This window comes from Achromobacter arsenitoxydans SY8 (assembly GCF_000236785.1).
Lineage (GTDB): Bacteria > Pseudomonadota > Gammaproteobacteria > Burkholderiales > Burkholderiaceae_B > Achromobacter > Achromobacter arsenitoxydans.
Map to the genome: position 1 here is coordinate 35838 of NZ_AGUF01000032.1, position 14963 is coordinate 50800.

Here is a 14963-nt window from a genome sequence, read left to right on the forward strand (position 1 = left end):
CCGGCCGCGCGCTTGCGCACGCAGCCCGGACCCGCGGCGAATTCGAATCAGGGCTTCTTGAGCAGATCGCGGATTTCGCGCAGCAGCGCCACGTCTTCGGGCGTCGCGGCGGGCGCCGGCGCCTCTTCGGCCTTGTTGCGAGCCTTGTAGATGGCCTTGACCATCCAGAAAATCACGAAGGCCAGCAGCACGAAATTAATGATGATCGTGACGAAATTGCCCCACGCGAATACGTTGGCGCCCGCCTTGGTCAATTCGGCGTAGGTCATCGGGCCGGTGTAGCCGTCGGGCATCGACAACACGAGAAATTTGTTCGAAAAGTCGACTGAACCGCCAAGCACGAAATTGACCAGCGGCATGACGATGTCCCTGACCAGCGAGTCGACAATCCTGCCAAACGCGGCGCCGATAATGACACCGACGGCCAGGTCGACGGCATTGCCTTTGACGGCGAAATCTCGAAATTCTTTGACGAAACCAGTCGCTTTGCTCATAAAAAGCACTCCATTCGTGATACGCCCGTGGGTGGGCTGGCCTATAATACGCGGTTGCTATGTTGTTACATATTCCCGCGAACCCGATGCCGCAGAAGTGATGCTACTCGTAGAGCGGGCGCATCAACAAGGATAGGAAGATGAGTCAGGATACGCTGGTGCACGACGATGACGGTGCGGTTGATCCCAACCTGCCACCTGATCCTTCGCGACGTTTCTGGGTTACCACCGCCTGTGCTGTGGGTGGCGTAGCAGGTGTCGCAACGGCAGTGCCGCTTGTGAGCACATTTTCTCCCTCCGAAAAAGCCCGCGCGGCGGGAGCCCCCGTTGAAGTGGATATCGGCGACATCCCTGTCGGCGCCATGAAAACGGTTGAATGGCGCGGCAAGCCGGTGTGGATCCTCCACCGCTCTCCCGAGCAGCTCGCCGGCCTCAAAACGCTGGATTCCCAGCTAGCCGACCCGCAATCCCAGCGGCCCGGCTTCACTCCTGCCTATGCCGAAAACGAAGGCCGCTCGCGCAAGCCCGAGATCTTCGTCTGTGTCGGCATCTGTACCCACCTGGGCTGCTCGCCCACTTCGCACTTCGAAACGGGTGGCGGCGGCGGTCTGGGCGCGGACTGGCAAGGCGGATTCCTCTGCCCCTGCCACGGCTCCACGTTCGACCTGGCGGGCCGGGTCTTCAAAAACAAGCCCGCTCCCGACAATCTCGAAGTTCCGCCGTACCAGTATCTCAGCGACACCCGCATCATCGTGGGCGTCGATGAAGACAACAAGGCCTGACGCTCGCGTCGCGCTTTCCCGAATTACGTAAGTAAAACAATACGCCACGTATTAGAGAAGGAGCCGTTACATGGCTGGCGAGAAAACCGTCGAGACGACAGGCCTGTTGGGCTGGCTGGACCGGCGCTTTCCGGTGACCTCCACCTGGAAAGCCCATCTGTCAGAGTATTACGCGCCCAAAAACTTCAACTTCTGGTACTTCTTTGGCTCGCTGGCCCTGCTGGTGCTGGTGCTGCAGATCGTGACCGGCATTTTCCTGGTCATGCACTACAAGCCGGATGCCGAACGCGCGTTCCAATCCGTCGAATACATCATGCGCGAGGTCCCTTGGGGCTGGCTGGTGCGCTACATGCACTCCACTGGCGCGTCGATGTTCTTCGTCGTCGTTTACCTGCACATGCTGCGCGGGCTGCTCTACGGTTCGTACCGCAAGCCGCGCGAACTGGTGTGGATCTTCGGCGTCGCGATCTTCCTCTGTCTGATGGCCGAAGCCTTCTTCGGCTACCTGCTGCCGTGGGGCCAGATGTCGTACTGGGGCGCCCAGGTGATCGTGAACCTGTTCGCCGCCATTCCGTTCATCGGCCCTGAACTGTCCATCTGGATCCGCGGCGACTACGTCGTGTCGGACGCCACGCTGAACCGCTTCTTCGCCTTCCACGTCATCGCCATTCCGCTGGTGCTGATCGGCCTGGTGGCTGCCCACCTGGTGGCGCTGCACGAAGTCGGCTCGAACAACCCGGACGGCATCGAAATCAAGCAGGGCCCGAAGGACAAGTACGGCCGCCCGAAAGACGGCATCCCGTTCCATCCCTTCTACTCGGTGCATGACCTGGTGGGCGTGGCGGGCTTCCTGCTCGTGTTCGCGGCGATCGTGTTCTTCGCCCCGGAAATGGGCGGCTACTTCCTCGAGTTCAACAACTTCATTCCCGCCGACTCGCTGAAGACGCCTCCGCACATCGCGCCGGTCTGGTACTTCACCCCGTTCTACTCGATGCTGCGCGCCACCACCGACGAATTCACGTGGGTGCTGGCAGGCGCGTCCGTGCTCGGCGCCATCGCGTTGCTCGTCAAGAGCAACCTGAAGGGCTTCATGCGCATCGCCATCCCCGGCATCCTGGTCGTCGTCGCCGTGCTGCTGCGCGTCATCGACGCCAAGTTCTGGGGCGTGGTGGCCATGGGCGGCACGGTCGTGATCCTGTTCTTCCTGCCCTGGCTGGACCATTCGCCGGTCAAGTCGATCCGCTACCGCCCCACGTGGCACAAGTGGATCTACGGCATCTTCATGGTCAACTTCCTGGTGCTCGGCTACATCGGCACGCAGCCGCCCAGTCCGCCGTTGAACCTGACGTCGCAGATCGGCACGCTGCTGTACCTGGCATTCTTCTTCCTGATGCCGGTATGGAGCCGCCTGGGCACCTTCAAGCAAGTGCCCGACCGCGTCACGTTCCACGCCCACTGAGCCAACGAGAATAACGGACTAACCATGATCAAGAAGCTGATTGGTGCCGTGGCCTTGATGCTCACGTGTACCGCTACTTTCGCCGCCGGAGGCGGCTTCCCGCTGGACAAGGCGCCGTACCGCGTCAACGACATGGCGTCGCTGCAAAATGGCGCCAAGCTGTTCGTCAACAACTGCCTGAACTGTCATAGCGCGTCCTCGATGCGCTACAACAAGCTCAAGGACATCGGGCTGACCGACCAGCAAATCAAGGAAAACCTGCTGTTCACCGGCGAAAAGGTGGGCGACATGATGCACATCGCCATGACCGCCAAGGACGCCAAGCAGTGGTTCGGCACGACGCCCCCGGACTTGTCCGTGATCGCGCGCGCCAAATCCGTGAACGCCGGCCCCTCCGGAGCCGACTACATCTACACCTACCTGCGCACGTACTACCGCGACACCTCCCGCGCCACGGGCTGGAACAACCTGGTTTTCCCGGCCGTCGGCATGCCCCACATCCTGTGGCAAGACCAGGGTCCGCGCGAACTCACCACGGTCGCCATGCACGAGGTCGAAGGCAAGGAAGGCGCCCCCAAAACCTGGGAACGCGTCACGACGGTGTACGATGCTCAAGGTTTTTCCACGGTCAAGGCCGAACCGGTAGACAATTACCGCGGCCATGCCACCTTCGAGGCCAAATTTAAGGCCGCCAACCCGGCCCAAACCGCAACATACGACAACGACGTCGCCGACCTGACCGCGTTCATGTCCTGGATGGCTGAACCGGTCCAGACACTCCGTGTCCGAATCGGCGTCGGTGTCATGTTGTTCCTGCTCCTGTTCTTCTTTGTTACGTGGCGCCTGAATGCCTCGTACTGGAAACACGTGCGCTAACCGCAACGCCCCGCCAGGTTCCCAACCGGCCCCGTTTTAATACAGGGACGGAAGAGGCGGATAGGGCTGTACGCCTATCCCGTCTGGCAATTGGGGCCAGCGCCTGCTAGATTTAGGCGCTGGCCTTTCGTTTTTCAATAAAGGACTTACCGCCATGATGGTGCTCTATTCCGGAACCACGTGTCCGTTTTCGCAACGCTGCCGCTTCGTGTTGTTCGAAAAGGGTATGGATTTCGAGATCCGCGACATCGACCTGTACAACAAGCCCGAAGACATCTCGGTGATGAACCCGTACGGTCAAGTGCCCATTCTGGTCGAACGCGACCTGGTCCTGTACGAGTCGAACATCATCAACGAGTACATCGACGAGCGCTTCCCCCACCCGCAGCTCATGCCCGCCGACCCGGTCATGCGCGCCCGCACGCGCCTGTTCCTCTACAACTTCGAGAAGGAACTGTTCGTTCACGTCTCGACGCTGGAAGACCGCAGCGCCAAGCCCGACGAAAAGAAGCTGGCGAACGCGCGCCAGAACATCCGCGACCGCCTGGCCCAGCTGGCTCCCATGCTGCTCAAGAACAAGTACATGCTGGGCGAAGAGTTCTCCATGCTCGACGTGGCCGTGGCTCCGCTGCTGTGGCGCCTGGACCACTACGGCATCGAACTGCCCAAGAACGCGGCTCCGCTGCAAAAGTACGCCGAACGCATCTTCTCGCGTCCGGCCTACATCGAAGCGCTGACGCCTTCGGAAAAAGTGATGCGTCGTTAAGGCTGGCTGTGTGATGGGTGAAACTTCGACCAAACCGTACCTGATCCGCGCACTGCACGAATGGTGCACCGATAACGGCTACACGCCGTACATCACCGTGCAGGTCGACGAGCACACGATGGTGCCCGTCGCCCACGTGCGCGACGGCCAGATCACGCTGAACGTGGGCACGCTGGCCACCAACCGCCTGGTGCTGGGCAATGAATTCATCGAATTCCAGGCCCGCTTCAGCGGCGTGACCGAAAACGTCTACGTCCCCGTGGGCGCCGTCAGCGCCATCTACGCGCGCGAGACCGGCGCCGGCATGGGCTTCGAAGTCCAGCCCTACGAGCCGCCCGAAGAAGGCGCTCAAGGCGCGACGCAAAACGCCGCCGCGCCCGAGGGCCCGGACGCCGACCCCGCCCCCGGCGGCGATGACGGCGACGACGACGAACCCAAGCGTCCGCGCCTGACCATCGTCAAATAACGCCCCCGACGCAGGGCCTGCATTTTTTTCATTACAATGCAGTCCCTGCGCGTGCCCCGGCACGCACCGCCGGTGTAGCTCAGTTGGTAGAGCAGCTCACTTGTAATGAGAAGGTCGAGGGTTCGATTCCTTTCACCGGCACCAATGGATTTCAGCAAAAAGCCCAACCGCGAGGTTGGGCTTTTTGCTTCGTATCACCCCAGCGGCGGCAGCATGTCGAACAGCAGCACCATCACCAGCCCCACCACCGCCACGATCGACTGCACGACCGAGATCGTCTTCGTGGCTTCGCCCATCGTCATGCCGAAGGATTCCTTTACCATCCAGAAGCCCGCGTGGTTGGCATAGTTGAAGAACAGCGAACCGCAGCCGATCGACAGGGCGAGCAGCGGCAGATTCAGGGTGGGGTCGGCGCCGGCCAGCGGCGCCAGCAGGCCGGCGGCGCCCACGATGCCGACCGTGGCCGAGCCGGTGGACACCGACAGCAGCATGGCGATCAGCCAGCCCAGGATCAGCGGCGGGAAAGCGAACTGGTGGGTCAGGTGCACGATGGCGTCGCCCACCTTGGCGCTGGTCAGCACCTGCTGGAAGGCCCCGCCGCCGGCGATGATGAGCATGATGCCGGCGATCGGCTTGAGGCTTTGACCCAACGCGCCGCGCAGCTTCTCGGCATCGCCCCCGCGCATGAAGACGAGGGTCACGGCCGCGAACAGCACGCCCAGCAGCATTGCGACCACCGGGTTGCCCAGGAAGGCGGCGACGTGCGTCACGCTGGAATCCTTGGGCAGCAGCATCTCGGCCAAGGCATGCACCAGCATCAGCAGGGCAGGCAGCAAGGCCGCCAGGACGCCCAGGCCCACGCTGGGCGCAGCTTTGCCGGATCCGTCTTCGCTCGTCGACGTGAACTGCTCAAGCAGCGCTTCGTCCGGCCGGGTCGTCATGCGCGGCGCAATGAATGCGCCATACAGCGGGCCGCCGAAAATCATGGCTGGCAGGGCGGCGATGAAACCGTAGATCATGGTCGGGCCGACCGTGGTCTTCAGCGTGGCGATCGCGGTCAGCGGACCCGGGTGCGGCGGCACCATGCCGTGCATGGCCGCCAAGGCCGAGATCACGGGCACGCCAACATAGACATAGGCCGACCCCTTGAAGCGCTGCTGGCTTTCGAGCTTGCGCGCCACGCTGAAGATCAGCGGCAGCATCACCACCAGGCCCACTTCGAAAAACATCGGGATACCGATGACGAACGCGACCAGCGTCATCGCCCAGGGAATCATGCGGGGCGAGGTATGGCGCAGGATCGCATTGGCCAGGCGCTCGGTGGTGCCGGAATCAGCCAGGATCTTGCCCAGCATGGCGCCCAGCGCGATCACCACGCCTACCGCGCCCAGCGTTTTGCCCGCGCCGTCCGTCAGGTTCTTGACGATGGCCACCGGCGCCATGCCGGTAGCGAACCCGACGCCGATGGAGACGATCAGCAGCGCCAGCAGCGGGTGCATGCGGATGCGCGACACGATGAGCGCAACCAGCACCAGAACGCTCACCAGGGCGGTGAGCAGCAATTGAATGTCGAACGAAGACATGTATGAACCCAGAAAAAACGTGAGAGGTCGCGAGCCTTCTTCTGGGGCCATGATAAGGGATAGGCCAGCCGCCCGTCCCGGGCGTCCGCTGCACGGGCGAATTGGCATCGCGCGGCCGGTTTTCCATACAACTTGCTGAATGCCTGCGTCGTGCGCGCGCGGCGCGACCGATGTCGCGCCGCACAATCCGGTCCGTCAGTCCGGCTTGATCCCCGCCGCCTTGATGATCGCCACGTTGCGCTCCAACTCTGTTTCCACCTTGCGGCGGAACGCCGCGGGGTCGGAATAGGTGGCGTCGAAGCCCAGCTCCTGCAGCTTGGCGCGCGTGTCGGGTTCGGCCATGACAGCTTCGATCTCCTTGGACAGGCGCGCCACGATGAGCGCGGGCGTGCCTTGCGGCATGACCACGCCGAACCAGGTTTCGAAGTCATAGCCCGCCACGCCGCCTTCTGCGACCGTGGGCACGTCCGGGACCAGCGAGGAACGCGCACGGCCCGTCAGCGCCACGGCGCGGACCTTGCCGGCCTTGATCTGGGGCAGGCCAGCCACCAGCGTGTCGATCGACAGCGGAATCTGATTGCCGATCAGGTCGGTCATGGCGGGCGCGCTGCCGCGGTAGGGCACGTGCAGCAGCTTGGCGCCGGTTCGCTGGGCCAGCGATTCGCCGGCGATGTGCGGCGTGGAGCCGTTGCCGAAGGATCCAAAGCTGAGCGGTTGCGCGTCGGACTTGCTGACGACGTCGCCCACCGTACCGATGCCGGTCTGCGGATTGGTCAGGATCACGAACGGCGTGCTGCCTGCGATCGCGACGTACTCGTAGCTCTTGATCGGGTCGTAGTTCAGGTTGGAATACAGCAGCGGATTCAGCGTGAACGTCGGCGCGCCCGTGATCATGAAGGTGTAGCCGTCCGGCGCGGCGCGCGCTACGGCGGACGCGCCGATGCTGGTGTTGGCGCCGGGCTTGTTCTCGACCACCACGGTCTGGCCCATCCGCGCGCCCAGCTTGGCGGCGAACAGCCGGCCGATGACGTCCGTCGACCCGCCCGGCGGGAACGGCACGACCATGGTGATCGGCTTGCTGGGATAGTCCTGCGCCGACGCCAGGACCGGCACGGCGGCCAGGACGCACAGCGTGAGCGCGCGGGCGATGTGTTTGCTCATTGAAGTTCCCCTTGTGTTGTTTGTCAGGTGTTTATTGCGGCAGCACCGGCGCATGGCGCCAGTACTGCGTGGCTTGCTCGAACGCATGGGCCAGTTGCAGCAGCGCATGCTCCTGGCGATAGCGCCCCACGATCTGGATGCCGACGGGTAGCCCGTCCTCGGAGAATCCGCAAGGCACCGAGATGGCCGGGTGTCCCGTCAACGACAGGTAATAGCCCGACCGCATCCAGTCGATGTAGTTGCGCATCGGCGTGTCTTCGATGCGGTCCACGGACTCTTGCTCGGCCGGAAACGGCAGCACCTGGCTGACCGGTCCGATCATGAATTCATAGGTCTGCATGAAGGCATGCATACGCGCGAACAGCGCCGCACGGTCGCGCTCGGCCTGCACCACGGCTGCCGCCGTCTGCTTCAGCCCCAGTTCGATGTTCCATATCACCGAGTCCTTGAGCTGATCGCGATGATCGCGCAGCGCAGCCTCGTAGCCCACGGCGAAGGTCTGGCCGCGCAACGCCTGGAACGACGCGTCGGCGCCGGCGAAGTCGGGGCAGGCCGGTTCCACCCGCGCGCCCAGGTCGGCGAATACCGGCAGCTGGCGTTCCAGCGCGCGCACCACGGCCGGTTGCGTGGGCAGGCCGCCCCAGGTCGGCGCGTAGGCGATGCGCACGTCATTGAAGTCGCGCGCAAGGCTGTCCAGGAAGCGTGCAGGGTCCTGTTCGATCGCCAGCGGATCGCGGGCGTCCGGGCCAGCCGTGGCGGCCAGCAGCAGCGCCACGTCGGCCACGGTGCGCCCCATGGGCCCTGCGACCGTCAACGCGTTGTACGGGCTGGCAGTCGGCCATTGCGGCACGCGGCCGGGCGACGGGCGCAGGCCCACCACATTGCAGAACGAAGCCGGGTTGCGCAACGAGCCGCCCATGTCCGTACCGTCCGCCAGCGACGCCATGCGCGTGGCCAGCGCCGCCGCCGCGCCGCCGCTGCTGCCGCCGGCCGTCATGCGCAGATCGTAGGGATTGCGCGTGGCGCCGAACACGGTGTTGAAGGTCTGCGAGCCCGCGCCAAACTCGGGCAGGTTGGTCTTGCCCAGCGTGATTGCGCCCGCCGCGCGTTCGCGGCTGACGATCAGGCTGTCGCGGTCCGGCACGAAGTCTCGATATAGCGGCGAGCCATAGGTAGTGCGCATGCCGGCCGTCAGGAACGAATCCTTGTGCAGGATCGGCAGGCCGTGCAGCAGGCCCAGGGGACGGCCGGCGGCCTGATGCGCGTCGGCCTGCGCCGCCCGCGCCATGGCGCCTTCGGCGTCCAGCGTCACCACGGCATTCACCTTGGGATTCCAGACGGCGATGCGGTCCAGGTGGGCGGCCATCACGTCGCGCGCGCTGACGTGGCCGGCGGCGATTTCGTCGCGCAACGCCGACGCGCTCAAGTCGCACAGCGTCGGGGTCATGGAGGTCGTCGTAAAGCTCATTAGTATTGCCATGCGATACAAAGTATTGAATAATCAACTTTATAGTGGGTATTCCGATGCCCGACAATTCGGGGAAACTAGCGCTCCCTGGCTGCTGCCGTGCCTGGCCGCCCCCGTCCACATCCAAGAACACGCCATGACGACACGCACGCCTGAATCCACGCCAGCCTCATCGACAGACGCGCCGGACCCCGCCGACGACCCGCTGTTCGTCGCGTCGCTGGAAAAAGGCATGCGGGTGCTGGAGGCGTTCCGCGACGCCGCCGATTCACTTGGGCTGACGGAGATCGCCGCGCTGACAGGCCTGGGCAAAAGCGCCGCGCAGCGTTTCGTACACACCTGGGAACGGTTGGGCTATCTGGCCAAGGACGCCGCGACACGCCGTTATCGGCTTGGTCCGCGCGTGGTCGAGCTGGGTTATTTCTTCTTGCGCACCGATCGTCTGGTGTCCATGGCCGCGCCGCACCTGGTCGCATTGCGCGACCGCTGCGGATTGGCGGTGCACATGAGCGTGCTGGCGGGCAGCGACATGATCTATCTGCTGCGCCTGCCGAGCCGCCAGCTGACATTGGCAGAAATGCTGCCGGGCCGCCGCATGCCCGCGTGGTGCAACAGCGGCGGGCGCATGCTGCTGACGCAGCTGGACGACGACGCCGTCCGGCAGGCGATCCAGCGCACGCCGCCGCGCGCCTTCACGCCGCGTACCGTCGTGGAACCCGGTGCCCTGCTGAATCTGGTCCGGCAAGCCCGCGGCGACGGTTATGCGCTGACCGAGGACCAAGTGCTGCAGAACCAGGTAGGCGCGGCCGTGCTGTTGCGGGACGCGCGCGATGTCCCATTGGCCGCCATCAGTGTCAGCGCGCCGCGCCACGACTACGCGCTAGACCGCCTGCAGCGAGAGATCGTGCCCCAGTTGTTTCGCACGGCGCACGCGATCCAGCACGGGTAAAGATGCGATTTTTCGCCTCGTTTTGCATTCTTTCGATTTTTTGTGCATAATTCGCCCCCTCTACCTGTTCCCCGATAGCTCAGTCGGTAGAGCGACGGACTGTTAATCCGCAGGTCGCTGGTTCGAGCCCAGCTCGGGGAGCCAAGAATTTTGCAGTACCGCAGTATCCCTAAAAAAGCCCGCAACCTTGTTTGCGGGCTTTTTGCATTGGGACGGCGATGGCTTTGCTTTTCACTTGGCGTAGCATGGCCTGCATCGGCCACTGTCCCCTGAATTTCTTCCATGCGTTCAACGCGATCCCTGCCCGCCCTGGTCTCTTTGCGCGCCTTCGAAGCGGCCGCGAGGCGGCTGAGCTTTTCCCAAGCGGCGCAAGAGCTGTTCGTCACGCAAAGCGCCGTCAGCCACCACATCCAGCGCCTGGAATCCGAGCTGGGCGTCGCGCTCTTTGAACGGCGCACGCGCGCCGTGGCGCTTACCGCCGCGGGTCAAGCCTATTACGACCACGTGCATGCGGCCTTCGAACTATTGCGCCGGGGCACGGACGAAATCCGCGCGCCTTCGGGCGCCAGGCATACCCTGCGGATCGGGCTGCTGGCTTCGTTCGCTACGCGCTGGCTGGCGCCGCGCCTGCCTGCTTTCGCGGCCGCGCACCCGGACATCGAATTGCAGCTGCAACCCGACATCGAATTGGCGGACGTGGCCGGCGGCGAGGTAGACGCCGCGATTCGCTATGGCCGAGGCGGCTGGCCCGGCGTGCAGTCCGTGCTGCTGATGACGGAACGCCTGTCGGTCGTCTGCGCGCCGTCGCTGATCGCGGGCAGAAAGCGGCCGCGCACGCCGGCGGATCTGCTGCGCCATCCGCTGCTGGCGTCGCACACCAAACGGCCCTTTGAATGGGACGCCTGGGCGCGGCGGCATGGCCTGGACCTGGGCCGCGCCCGGACCGTGCGCCTGCACGACTACAACATCGTCGTAGAAGCCGCGCTGGCGGGACAAGGGTTCGCGATGGGCCGGCACAGGCTGATCGGCCCTCAGTTGGCCAGCGGCGCGCTCGTGCCCGCACTGCCCGGCGCCGCGCTGGAGGATCCACACATCGGCTGGTGGTTCGTCACGCCGCGCGGTGCACTCTCCCAGCCCGTGCAGTCCCTGCGCGACTGGCTGGCGCAAATGGCTGCGGCATCCGGCGAGAACGGCACGCATTAGTTTTGCTCATGCGTACCGCGCAAGAATTGATTGGTCACGCGGCGCCGGGACCGATAGCATCGGGGTAGCCTCATGGTCTTTTCCAACCCCTACTCAGGTGAACCGCTATGACCCGCAGCATTTCCGGCCGCGTTGCCGAACTTGGCCTTGCCCTGGAAGCCGCCGCCGCGCCGGCCGCGAACTACGTGCCCTTCGTGCAGGAGGGCAACCTGCTCTATATCTCGGGCCAGATCTCCCGCAAGGCCGGCAAGGCCGCCTATCTGGGGCAATTGGGCAACCAGGTATCGGACGCCGATGGCGTGGAAGCCGCGCGCCTGTCCGCACTGGGCATTTTGGCCCAGATCGCCGCCGCCACAGGCGACCAGCTGGACCGCGTGGCGCGCGTCGTGCGCCTGGGCGTGTTCGTGGCCAGCACGCCCGATTTCAACCGCCAGAGCGCGATCGCCAACGGCGCATCCGACCTGATGGTCGACGTATTCGGCGATGCCGGACGCCACGCGCGCAGCGCCGTCGGCGTGGCCTCGCTGCCGCAAGGCGTGGCGGTCGAAGTTGAAGCCGTCATCGCGCTGACACAGGCCTGATCCGGCCCCAAGGAACCGCCATGCCTGCCCCCCTGACCCCGTCCGCCGTCGACAAGTTGCGCGCGCTGACGCCCGGCACGCGCAGCACCGTGCACTTCAACCATGCCGGCGCTTCACTGCCTTCCGCGGCCACGCTGCAGGCGGTGCATGCGCATCTGGAGCGCGAGGCGGCGCAAGGTCCGATGGAGGCGGGCGTGGCATCGCGCGAACTCACCGAATCGGCCCGCGCCCTGGCTGCGCAACTGCTCAACGCGCAGGTGGGCGAGATCGCGCTGACGACCGGCAATTCGTCGGGATGGGGTGCTGCCTTCGCGGCGCTGCCTGCCTGGCGGCCCGGCGACCGCATTCTGGTCGGCCGCCACGAATGGGGCGGCAACCTGGCCTGCATGCGGCTGCACGCCCAACGCGCGGGCGCGGTGCTGGAGACCATTCCGTCGGACGACAGCGGATGCGTGGACGCCGAGGCGCTGGAAGCCATGCTGGACGATCGGGTACGCCTCATCGCGTTGACCTGGCTGCCCGCCAACGGCGGCCTCATCAACCCGGCTGCCGCCATCGGTCGCGTGGCCCGCAAGCACGCCATTCCGTATTTCATCGACGCGGCGCAGGCGGTGGGCCAGTTGCCGATCGACGTGGCCCAGATCGGCTGCGACGTGCTGAGCGGCGCGGGACGCAAGGCATTGCGCGGACCGCGCGGCACCGGACTGCTGTACGTGCGGCGCGAATTCCTGGACCAACTGACGCCCGCCTTCGTAGACACCCATTCCGCGCCGCTGGACACCGATGGCGAGCCCGTGCTGCGTCCCGACGCCACGCGCCTGGAATCCGCCGAAAATTCGCTGGCGCTGCGCTGCGGCCTGGCCAATGCCTTGCGCGAAGCGCTGGACCTGGGGCTGGACGCCATCCGCGCCAGCATCGACGCCAACGCCCAGGCGCTGCGAACCGAACTGGCGGCCATTCCCGGCGTCGATGTATTGGACCAGGGCCGTGAACGCTCGGGCCTCATCGCCTTCAACCTGGCCGGCCACGACGCGGCGGTTGTGCAGCGCAAGCTGGCGGCGCAAGGCATCGTCATCGGCAGCAACGGCGTGCCCTACACGCCGCTCGACATGGAGGCGCGCGGTTTGACCCGCATTGCCCGCGCATCCGTGAGCTATCTGACCAGCGCCGGCGAAATCGACCGCCTGCTCGACGCCCTGCGCAAGATTGCAGACCTTTCCTAGGCGCGTCCAACCGCCGCGCGGCGGCTGAACGGCGACCATTTCGTGAACACGAGCAGGTTGCCCAGCATCACCAGCGCAAGGCCCGCCAGCGCGAACGGCGTCCACCGGTAGCCTTCGGCCACCGTCGACACGCTCAGCGCCACGACGGGAAACAGCACGGTGCAATACGCCGCGCGCGCCGGCCCCATGCGGCCGACCAGCGTCAGATAGGCGGTGAAACCGATCACGGACCCGAAGACGGCCAGATAGAGCAAGGCGCCCACATACGGCGGCGACGGGTCGAAGTCGAACGGCAGCCCGGCGGCCACGCAGCCCGCCAGCAGGATGGCCGCGCCGTAAAGCATGCTGTAGGCGTTTCCGGTCAGCGGCCGGATGCCGGCCCGCTGCTGCAGGGACGACAGCATGTTGCCCGTGGAAAAGCAGAACGTCCCCAACAGCGCAAAGCCCAGGCCCAGCAATGTTTCGTGGCTGGGCTGCTGGCTGGCCAGCTCGGGCCAGAACAGCAGCACCAGTCCGGAGAAGCCCAGCGCGCCCGCGGCCATGACGCGCGGCGAAATGCGCGTGCCGAACCACAGGCGCGCATTCACGGCGTTCCACAGCGTTGCGGCGGAAAACACCACCGACACCAGGCCGCTGGGAATCCACTGCGTGGCCGAATAAAAGCACAGGAAATTCAGGCAGAACAGGCACAGACCCTGTCCCACGCACAGCCAGTGGCCGCGCCGGTCCAGCTTTTGCAGCTTGCGCGTCAGCAGCAGCACCGCGAACAGCAACAGGCCGGCAAGCGCGAAGCGGTAGAAGATGGACACGGGGATGGCCACCACGCCCAGTTGCAGCTTGATGGCGATCCAGGTGGTGCCCCAGATGAGGACGGTAAGAAAGTACAGGAGCAGGTTCACGATACGGGGCGCGGCAAGATCAAAAACGGACGACGGCAGCCGAATTGGCGGCCGGACGCCCAGTGTGCGCCCCGGTGGGCGGCCCGGATTGCCTGTTCTTGCGCTTTTGTCCGGATCGGGCGCGTCGCGCGCGCGGGATCGCAGTAGCATTCACCGTCATGGGCACTCACGCTTCGGCCCCGGCCGATTTTTCCGTTTTCCGCACCCTGTCGCGCTCCACCGCGACACTGCAACGCGCCGCCTCGCTGGGCGAGGGCATGGCGATCTCGCAGTGGTCGCGCAGCGCCCGCGAGACCCTGGGCTACGAGACGCCCGGCCACCACACGCTATCGCTGTACCTGCACGGCGGCGACAAGTCGTTCCGCGTCGGCCAGGACTCGCTGCACGGCGGCGCGGGCAAGTTCTGCGTGCTGCCGGCGGAGCACCATTCGCGCTGGAGCATGAACGACAACGTGCACTTCCTGCACCTGTACATCGCGCCGCAGCGCCTGGCCCGCGAAGCCGTCATGCGGCTGGACTGCGAGCCCCGCACGCTGGAGCTGCGCGACCGCACCTACATCCAGGACGACTCGCTGATCGACGTCTGCCGGCGGCTGCTGGGCACCGACTGGAACCAGCCCGCGGACCGTCTTGCCGCCAGCAGCGCGGCTGAAACCGTGCTGCATCATCTGCTGCTGCAGGGCGTCGCGCGCAAGACGCCACAACCGGCTCGGGGCGGCCTGGCGCCGGGCGTGCGGCGCCGCATCATGGACTACGTGGACGCGCACTTGGCCGAAGCCCTGACGCTGGACGAACTGGCGCGGGTGGCGGCGCTGTCTACATATCACTTTGCCCGCATGTTCCACGCCTCTTTCGGCGAGCCCCCGCACGCCTGGGTCCGGGGAAGGCGCCTGGCTCGCGCCAAGTGCCTGCTGGCGGCGGACAAGGGCGATCTGGCGGGCATCGCGCAGGCCAGCGGTTTCGGCAACGCAAGCCATCTGTCGCGGGTGTTCCGCGACACCGTCGGCGTCACCCCCGGCCAGTTCCGCAGCGCGCGCGGCGGGCACTGAACCC

At 65.4% G+C, this 14963-nt stretch carries 15 protein-coding genes and 2 tRNA genes; 12 read left to right on the forward strand and 5 right to left on the reverse strand.

The features are described from left to right. Positions 1-47 precede the first annotated feature (47 nt). Positions 48-494 (reverse strand): large conductance mechanosensitive channel protein MscL, encoded by a 447-nt coding sequence (mscL, locus tag KYC_RS07300; protein ID WP_008160484.1) that lies wholly within the window; start codon positions 492-494, stop codon positions 48-50. Between the two features lie 140 nt (positions 495-634). Here mscL and petA point away from each other — a divergent pair, with 140 nt between their 5' ends. The 6 genes from petA (at position 635) to KYC_RS07330 (ending at position 4987) form a co-directional block, all read left to right on the forward strand. Then, positions 635-1276 (forward strand): ubiquinol-cytochrome c reductase iron-sulfur subunit, encoded by a 642-nt coding sequence (petA, locus tag KYC_RS07305; protein WP_008160486.1) that lies wholly within the window; start codon positions 635-637, stop codon positions 1274-1276. 70 nt (positions 1277-1346) lie between these two features. Then, the gene (locus tag KYC_RS07310; RefSeq protein WP_008160488.1) at positions 1347-2735 is read left to right on the forward strand and encodes a cytochrome b; all 1389 of its coding nucleotides are present in this window, start codon (positions 1347-1349) and stop codon (positions 2733-2735) included. A gap of 24 nt (positions 2736-2759) precedes the next feature. Beyond that, a complete protein-coding gene (locus KYC_RS07315) occupies positions 2760-3611 on the forward strand; it encodes a cytochrome c1 (protein WP_008160490.1) in 852 nt (283 codons plus the stop codon). Positions 3612-3765: 154 nt separating this feature from the next. Further along, positions 3766-4377: a glutathione S-transferase N-terminal domain-containing protein gene (locus KYC_RS07320; protein ID WP_006388039.1), complete on the forward strand. Its 612-nt coding sequence runs from the start codon at positions 3766-3768 to the stop codon at positions 4375-4377. A 13-nt stretch (positions 4378-4390) separates the two neighbouring features. Then, complete coding sequence (locus tag KYC_RS07325; RefSeq protein WP_008160496.1) at positions 4391-4843, forward strand: ClpXP protease specificity-enhancing factor; 453 nt, start codon at positions 4391-4393, stop codon at positions 4841-4843. Positions 4844-4911: 68 nt separating this feature from the next. Then, positions 4912-4987, forward strand: a tRNA-Thr gene (locus tag KYC_RS07330). A 50-nt stretch (positions 4988-5037) separates the two neighbouring features. Here KYC_RS07330 and KYC_RS07335 read toward each other — a convergent pair. The 3 genes from KYC_RS07335 to KYC_RS07345 form a co-directional block, all read right to left on the reverse strand. Continuing rightward, a complete protein-coding gene (locus KYC_RS07335) occupies positions 5038-6426 on the reverse strand; it encodes a GntP family permease (RefSeq protein ID WP_008160498.1) in 1389 nt (462 codons plus the stop codon). 195 nt (positions 6427-6621) lie between these two features. Then, complete coding sequence (locus KYC_RS07340) at positions 6622-7587, reverse strand: Bug family tripartite tricarboxylate transporter substrate binding protein (protein ID WP_008160500.1); 966 nt, start codon at positions 7585-7587, stop codon at positions 6622-6624. 31 nt (positions 7588-7618) lie between these two features. Then, on the reverse strand, positions 7619-9055 hold the full coding sequence (locus KYC_RS07345; protein ID WP_008160503.1) for an amidase: 1437 nt from the start codon (positions 9053-9055) through the stop codon (positions 7619-7621). 136 nt (positions 9056-9191) lie between these two features. Between KYC_RS07345 and KYC_RS07350 the strand changes: the two genes are divergently transcribed. The 5 genes from KYC_RS07350 (at position 9192) to KYC_RS07370 (ending at position 13011) form a co-directional block, all read left to right on the forward strand. After that, on the forward strand, positions 9192-10004 hold the full coding sequence (locus tag KYC_RS07350; protein WP_008160506.1) for an IclR family transcriptional regulator: 813 nt from the start codon (positions 9192-9194) through the stop codon (positions 10002-10004). A 68-nt stretch (positions 10005-10072) separates the two neighbouring features. Beyond that, positions 10073-10148 (forward strand) — tRNA-Asn (locus KYC_RS07355). A gap of 138 nt (positions 10149-10286) precedes the next feature. After that, a complete protein-coding gene (gcvA, locus tag KYC_RS07360; protein ID WP_008160509.1) occupies positions 10287-11207 on the forward strand; it encodes a transcriptional regulator GcvA in 921 nt (306 codons plus the stop codon). 107 nt (positions 11208-11314) lie between these two features. Further along, the gene (locus KYC_RS07365; RefSeq protein WP_008160511.1) at positions 11315-11788 is read left to right on the forward strand and encodes a RidA family protein; all 474 of its coding nucleotides are present in this window, start codon (positions 11315-11317) and stop codon (positions 11786-11788) included. Between the two features lie 20 nt (positions 11789-11808). Then, positions 11809-13011, forward strand: coding sequence for an aminotransferase class V-fold PLP-dependent enzyme (locus tag KYC_RS07370; protein WP_008160512.1), 1203 nt, complete (start codon positions 11809-11811; stop codon positions 13009-13011). Here KYC_RS07370 and KYC_RS07375 read toward each other — a convergent pair. Then, the gene (locus KYC_RS07375; RefSeq protein ID WP_008160513.1) at positions 13008-13910 is read right to left on the reverse strand and encodes a DMT family transporter; all 903 of its coding nucleotides are present in this window, start codon (positions 13908-13910) and stop codon (positions 13008-13010) included. The two genes, KYC_RS07370 and KYC_RS07375, sit on opposite strands and share 4 nt — an antisense overlap. Before the next feature lie 158 nt (positions 13911-14068). On the opposite strand from KYC_RS07375, the gene KYC_RS07380 reads away from it, so the two are divergent. Beyond that, positions 14069-14959 (forward strand): helix-turn-helix domain-containing protein, encoded by an 891-nt coding sequence (locus KYC_RS07380; RefSeq protein ID WP_008160514.1) that lies wholly within the window; start codon positions 14069-14071, stop codon positions 14957-14959. Positions 14960-14963 lie beyond the last annotated feature (4 nt).